7 protein-coding genes are annotated in these 5,490 nt (G+C 69.5%); all 7 read left to right on the top strand.

The window, feature by feature from the left end; all coding sequences use genetic code 11:
• Positions 1 to 606, top strand: a 606-nt coding sequence (locus WA965_RS21510) for a 1,4-dihydroxy-2-naphthoate polyprenyltransferase (protein ID WP_526448052.1), incomplete at its 5' end; no start/stop codon positions are given.
• Between the two features lie 69 nt (positions 607 to 675).
• On the top strand, positions 676 to 1,677 hold the full coding sequence (locus WA965_RS21515; protein ID WP_526302769.1) for an AAA family ATPase: 1,002 nt from the start codon (positions 676 to 678) through the stop codon (positions 1,675 to 1,677).
• Positions 1,678 to 1,689: 12 nt separating this feature from the next.
• On the top strand, positions 1,690 to 2,562 hold the full coding sequence (locus WA965_RS21520) for a DUF58 domain-containing protein (protein ID WP_526302768.1): 873 nt from the start codon (positions 1,690 to 1,692) through the stop codon (positions 2,560 to 2,562).
• The gene (locus WA965_RS21525) at positions 2,552 to 3,025 is read left to right on the top strand and encodes a hypothetical protein (protein WP_526302767.1); all 474 of its coding nucleotides are present in this window, start codon (positions 2,552 to 2,554) and stop codon (positions 3,023 to 3,025) included. Before WA965_RS21520 ends, WA965_RS21525 begins: the two co-directional genes overlap by 11 nt.
• Positions 3,016 to 4,026, top strand: coding sequence for a hypothetical protein (locus tag WA965_RS21530; protein ID WP_526302766.1), 1,011 nt, complete (start codon positions 3,016 to 3,018; stop codon positions 4,024 to 4,026). The genes WA965_RS21525 and WA965_RS21530 overlap by 10 nt, the downstream gene beginning before the upstream one ends.
• Entirely contained in the window at positions 4,023 to 4,946 is a 924-nt protein-coding gene (locus tag WA965_RS21535; RefSeq protein ID WP_526302765.1) for a vWA domain-containing protein, read from the top strand. Before WA965_RS21530 ends, WA965_RS21535 begins: the two co-directional genes overlap by 4 nt.
• A partial coding sequence (locus WA965_RS21540; protein WP_526448053.1) for a hypothetical protein occupies positions 4,943 to 5,490 on the top strand: 548 nt, incomplete at its 3' end. The genes WA965_RS21535 and WA965_RS21540, both read left to right, overlap by 4 nt.

Raw genomic sequence — 5,490 nt, forward strand, 5'->3', positions numbered from 1 at the left:
GTGCTGACGGCCGCGGTCGTCAGCCTGGCCGTGGCCGCGGTGGCCGGTGTGGTGCTGGCATGGTTCAGCGCTCCGTGGCTGATCGCCGTCGGCGCGGTGTGCATCGCCGGGGCGTGGCTCTACACCGGCGGTTCCAAGCCGTACGGATATCTCGGCTTCGGCGAGGTCGCGGTGTTCGTGTTCTTCGGACTCGTCGCGGTGCTGGGCACCCAGTACACCCAGGCCCTGCGCATCGACTGGGTCGGTGGCGCGCTCGCCGTCGCGACCGGCTGCCTGTCCTCGGCGGTACTGGTGGCCAACAATCTGCGCGACATCCCCACCGACACCCAGTCCGGCAAGATCACGCTGGCCGTTCGTCTCGGTGACGGCAGAACCCGGTTGCTGTTCCAGGCGCTGCTGGCGGTGGCATTCGTGCTGACGCTGGTGTTGACGCTCGCGACGCCCTGGTGCGCGGTCGGCCTGATCGCGCTGCCACTCGCGGTGCGTGCCGCCAAGCCGGTTCGTGCCGGGCTGGGCGGCAGGGACCTGATCCCGGTGCTGCGGGATACCGGGCTGACGATGCTGGTGTGGGCGCTGGCGGTAGCCGCCGCGCTGGTGTTCGGCTGACGATCGGGCGCGCTGGGCGACGGCCGCGGTTTGTTTGCGCGCCCGATCGGCGTGGGTACACCCCGCTGGATGACCGCAGCCCGTACCGACCCCGACCACTTTGCCCATGACCAGGCGCAACGCATCGTCAGGACGCTCTCCGAGGCGTTCTCGGCGAAGGTCGTCGGTCAGGAGCACCTGCGGGAGTCGCTGCTGATCGGGCTGCTGACCGGCGGGCACATCCTGCTCGAGAGCGTTCCCGGGCTGGCCAAGACCACCGCCGCGCGGGTCATCGCGGAGTCGATCGACGGGGTCTTCCGGCGCATCCAGTGCACCCCCGATCTGCTGCCCAGCGACATCATCGGCACCCAGGTCTACGACGCGGCGACGACCTCCTTCGTCACCCAGCTCGGACCGGTGCACGCCAATGTCGTGCTGCTCGACGAGATCAACCGCTCCAGCGCCAAGACCCAGAGCGCCATGCTGGAGGCGATGGAGGAACGCCAGACCACCATTGCCGGCACGGTCTACCCCATCCCCGAGCCGTTCCTGGTGATCGCCACCCAGAACCCGGTCGACCAGGAGGGCACCTACGCGCTGTCGGAGGCTCAGACCGACCGCTTCCTGCTCAAGGAGATCGTCCGGTACCCGTCCCCGGAGGAGGAGGTCGAGGTGCTCACCCGGCGCGACGCCGGACTCTACGACCGGGACCACCGCACCCCGCCGGTGGCCCACCTCGACGACATCCGGCACCTGCAGCGCGTCGCACGCGATGTGCACATGAACCGCAACCTGATGCTCTACGCCAGCCGGCTGGTCGGGGTGACCCGGGACGCGGGCAACTATCTCCCGCGGCAGATCGCCCGGCTCGTCGAGTACGGCGCCAGCCCCCGGGCCACCATCGCGTTGTGCACGTCGGCGCGCGCCCTGGCGGTGCTGTCCGGCCGCAACCACGTGATCCCCGGCGACATCGCCGACCTGGCGCACCGCGTGCTGCAACACCGGCTGATCCTCGGCTTCGAGGCGGCCAGCGCGGGCGTCACCGCCGATGTGGTGATCGATGCGGCGCTGCAGTCGGTGCGGGTGCCCTGATCGGGGCTAATCATGGGTAAGCACCTCAACCGGGCGAAGGCGCACTTCGGCACCGACACCCGCGGCATGCTCGAGGGTGGCCGCTACGCGCTGTTGCACACCCGCAGCCTCGAATTCGACGAACTACGGCCCTACGTGCCCGGCGACGACGTCCGTGACATCGATTGGAAGGCCTCGGCGCGTTCCGGCAGCGTGCTGATCAAGCGGTTCGTCTCCGAGAAGCACCACAAGATCCTGCTCGTCGCCGACGCCGGCCGCAACATGGCCGGCCTGGCACCGGACGGCGAGCTCAAAAGTGATGTCGCACTCAATGTTCTGGGCGCCATCGGCTTGATCACCCTGGGCCGCACCGATGAGGTGGGCATGGTGTACGGCGACGCACGCGGCAGCGTCAACGTGCGCCAGCGGCGTGGCGAGAACCACATCGAGAGCCTGCTGACGCGCTACCACGGCCACGAGGCTCGCGGATCGAGTGACATCGTCAACCAATTGACTTATGTGGCAACACATTACCGTCACTCGATGCTGATCGTCGTGGTATCCGACGAGCCCGACGTCGACGACCGCCTGACCGAGGTACTCACCCGCCTGGCCGCCCGCCACGACGTGATGTGGGCGATGATCCCCGACATGGCGGCCGTGGCCGCCGGTGGCTCACAAGGGTCGGACGGCGCCTTCGACGTCGCCACCGGGCGCGTGGTCCTCGGACCCGCCAGCCATGAGCCGCGGGTCATCGCCGCCTTCCGTTGCGCCGAACAGCGCCGCGCCGAACAACTCTCGGAACTGCTGACCTCCCGGGCGATTCCACACGTCACGATCACGAGCAGCGCCGACATCCGCCGCAGGATCGTCGAGATGACCGGGGTGTGGTCGCGTGCCGGATGACCTGCTGGAGTTCGTCAGCGGGCCGCCGTCCTACTCCACCTGGTGGTTGTGGCTCGGGATCGGCCTGCTGCTACTCGTCATCGTCTGGTACGCAGGCGTTCTCGTGGCCACGATGCCCGCGGACACACTGCGCGGGATCCCGATCCTGCGACCACTGCATGCGCGGGTGCTGCGGCACCGGTTCGCCAGGACTGTCAACACGATCACCCGCCGGTATCGAGACGGCGAGTTGTCCGGCGAAGAAGCCGGCGCGGCGCTGAGCCGGACGCTGCGCAGCTTCCTGCACCAGGCGACGGGCCGGCGCGCCCAGTACATGCAGCTGCGTGCCGTCGCCGCAAGCGATCTGGCGGTCGCGGCGCCGGTGTTGTCGGCGCTGGGCGACGTCCAGTTCGACGGGTCCGCAACTGCCGATGTGGGCTTGTTGGGCGACCGAACCGAAGAGCTGATCCGTTCATGGAGTTGACGTGGTGGGCGGTCGCGATCGCCGGGGTCGTCGCCCTGTTACTTGTGGTCGCGCTGGCGGTGCTGTTGCCCACGGAGCGCCCTCGAGGTCGGCTCCCGCTGGCCAACACCTCCCGCCTGACCCGGCTGCCCGAGTACCGAGCCGTGGTCCGCAGGCAGACACGGACCCTCGCCACCGTGCTCGCTCTGTCGACGCTGCTGTTCGGGGTGACGGTTCTGGCCACCGCACGGCCCAGCGGAACGCTCTCGGACGCAACCGAATCGGGACCCCGAGACGACATCATGCTGTGCGTCGGCCAGCCCGTCACCGACCCGGCGACCGGTGAGTTCCTCGGCTACTTCGCCGCCCAGACGACCACCTTCGGCACCGAGCGCATCGGGCTGACGTCCTCGAACCGCAGGGTCGTGCCGTTGACCCGCGACTATCAGTTCGCCGCCGGCCGGTTCGGCGACTACTCGCAAGCCGCCCGGGCTCAGGCCGAGGCCGACGCCGGGACGCTGCCGCCGACGGGGATCGTCGGGCTGCGGGCTCGGACCGAATCGTTCGCCGCGCCGGTGGCCTATGACGACTACTCGCCGACCGTCGCCGATGTCCTGGCGCTGTGCCTCACCGGCTTCCCCGGCTTCGAGTCGAGCGGCGACACCCGTCGTTCGCTGATCTACCTGGGCCCGGGTGCGCTGCGGTCGCCTGACGACAACAGGCCGTCACTGTTCACCGATGCCCAGGTCACCGAGATGGCCAAGCAAGCAGGCGTGGAGGTCAACGCGGTGGCCACCCCCGGACGTGAGACCGACGCGCTCGCGGCGGTCACCGGCGCGACAGGTGGCCAGTTCTTCCGGTTCGACTCCGCCACACTCGGGGCCGATCTCGACACGATCCGCGCAGCCCCCGCAGTGGGCCGGGAAGGCGACGGCCGGGGTGACACGCCGGTGCTGGTCCTCGTCGCCGCGTTGGCGGTTGCCGCGCTGCTGAGCGTGTCGTTGATGGCGGTCCGCCGATGACCTTCGATCCGGTCCTGCCGCTGCCGGCGCTCGGTGCGATCGCGCTGGCGCTCATCGCGTTGCGTCTGATCGCGCTGCGCCTGACGGGTGGGTCGGGAAAGGGCACGAAGACGGTACTGCGCTGGGGCGGTATGACGCTGGCGATCCTGCTGGTGTTGATCGCCGCGGCGCGGCCCGGTAGCGGCACCGTCTCCGAAGCCGACGAGGCACCCGTGACGCAGGGCGCCAACGTGTACTTCGTCGTCGACCGTTCCGCCGACTCGGCGATCGGGGACTTCGGCGGCGCCCCCCGGATGGCGGGCATCCGCGACGACATCCGCGCGCTGATCCGATCCCACCCGGACGCGCGCTTCGCGGTCATCGCGTTCGACTCGCGGCCCGCGATCGACTGGCCACTGTCGAGCGACGCCTGGAGCCTCGAGCCTGTCGTTGATGCACTGAACCCGGCGGTCGGCACCGCCGCGGGAAGTGACCAGGCCAATGCCGGGGCCGCCTCGAATGTGCTGCGCTATCAGCTGATCGCGGCGGGCCAGCAGTATCCGCGGTCGGAGAACCTGGTCTACTACTTCGGCTCCGGGGCCGCGCAGTCGAGCGCTCCGCAGGGAACTTTCGACACCGACGTGGTGGACGGTGGCGCGGTGTTCGGCTACGGCGCCGGCCCGGAGCTGAACGAGGAGGCGCTGCGCGGCGTGGCCGAGCAACTCGGCGTTCCCTATGTTCGGCGAACGGCGGGCCAAGCGCTGCCCCAGGCCGACGCCACGACCGGACAACCTGCCGTCACGTCACAGTCGGCGCCTGTCCGCGTCGAGTTCTACTGGGTCTTCACGATGCTTGCGTCGCTGCTGCTCCTGCTCGAGATCTATCTGTCCGGGCGCGATCTGCGCCGCAGTCGCTCCACCTACCGGGATGTGCTGTCGTGACACGGACCCCACAACCCTCCCGGCTGCGGCTGCGTCGGCGCGCCCTGTTGGCCTCGACGCCGATCGCGGTCGTGGTGCTCGCGCTCGCGGTGAAGCTGATTTCCGTTGTTGTGGTCGGCAACTCGGCGCAACAGCACTACGCTGCGGGCGAGATCGGTGCGCTACGCAGCGACGTGTCGATGCTGCGGGTCTTCGATGTCATCGAGCCGGTCAACGCCACGCTCGCTGCGGGCGGACTGGCGGTGCTCGACGATCGGCTCGACGTGGCCGATGCGGAGTTCTCGTCGGCGCTTGCGGCTACCGATCCCGCGAACTCCTGCGCGGTGCGGGTCGATCTCGAGTTGGTCCGGGAGCGGCAGGGCGATATCGACGCGTGGGAGGCGCGGTTGGACACTGCGCGCGAGCGCTACGAGAGCGCCCTCGCGGTGATCGCCGACGCCCCGGCCGAGTGTTTCGAGGGAAACAGTGACCCCGATCCGGAGCGGCGTGCGGTACGTCAGGATGCGGCCGCGCGGGTCGCGGCGAAGATCGAGGCGCTCGGTAC

The organism is Mycobacterium sp. (assembly GCF_049683935.1).
In the GTDB taxonomy this organism is placed as follows: Bacteria; Actinomycetota; Actinomycetes; order Mycobacteriales; family Mycobacteriaceae; genus Mycobacterium.

What these genes read in the sequence shown, in the direction of transcription:
- WA965_RS21520 (WP_526302768.1), top strand. Translation starts at nt 1,690, where the DNA reads ATGGGTAAGCACCTCAACCGGGCGAAGGCGCACTTCGGCACCGACACC.
- WA965_RS21530 (WP_526302766.1), top strand. Translation starts at nt 3,016, where the DNA reads ATGGAGTTGACGTGGTGGGCGGTCGCGATCGCCGGGGTCGTCGCCCTG.
- WA965_RS21515 (WP_526302769.1), top strand. Translation starts at nt 676, where the DNA reads ATGACCGCAGCCCGTACCGACCCCGACCACTTTGCCCATGACCAGGCG.
- WA965_RS21535 (WP_526302765.1), top strand. Translation starts at nt 4,023, where the DNA reads ATGACCTTCGATCCGGTCCTGCCGCTGCCGGCGCTCGGTGCGATCGCG.